Here is a 405-nt window from a genome sequence, read left to right as displayed (position 1 = left end):
GCACCCCTCACGCACCGGGGACCACCGCCGACTCCAGCGACGCTCCCCCCGGCGGCGACCCCGCCGCCACCGGCCGCCACGCCGCCACGGCACCGGACCTGTCCGGCTGGGCGGCGAAGCTGGCCGCCGGCACGCTCGCCCCGGACCCCGAGACCCTCATCCGCTGGCAGGACGACGAACCCGCCGCGGTGATCCACCTCGCCTTCGCCGACCACATCACCAGCGAGCAGCGCGCCGCGCTGCGCCGCGCCCTCCGCCTGACCCTGCGCACCGCCCTGTGACCACCGCCGACACTCGAAACCGAACCGAGGCCCCCATGACCACCACCGGCCACACCCTCCCCGGCGGCTGGAGCATCCGCATCCACCCCGCCATGAACATCCTCACCCTCACGCTCGCCGACGA

At 75.6% G+C, this 405-nt stretch carries 1 protein-coding gene; it reads left to right on the top strand.

Annotation, left to right across the window (positions count from 1 at the left end; translation table 11 throughout):
• The coding region (locus tag AC13HU_RS38285) for a hypothetical protein (protein ID WP_483046597.1) at positions 1–281 on the top strand (281 nt) is incomplete at its 5' end.
• Positions 282–405 lie beyond the last annotated feature (124 nt).

Source organism: Streptomyces sp. NH27 (genome assembly GCF_056859195.1).
Note: the sequence above shows the minus strand (reverse complement) of the source record. Positions and strands in the feature narration are given on the sequence as shown.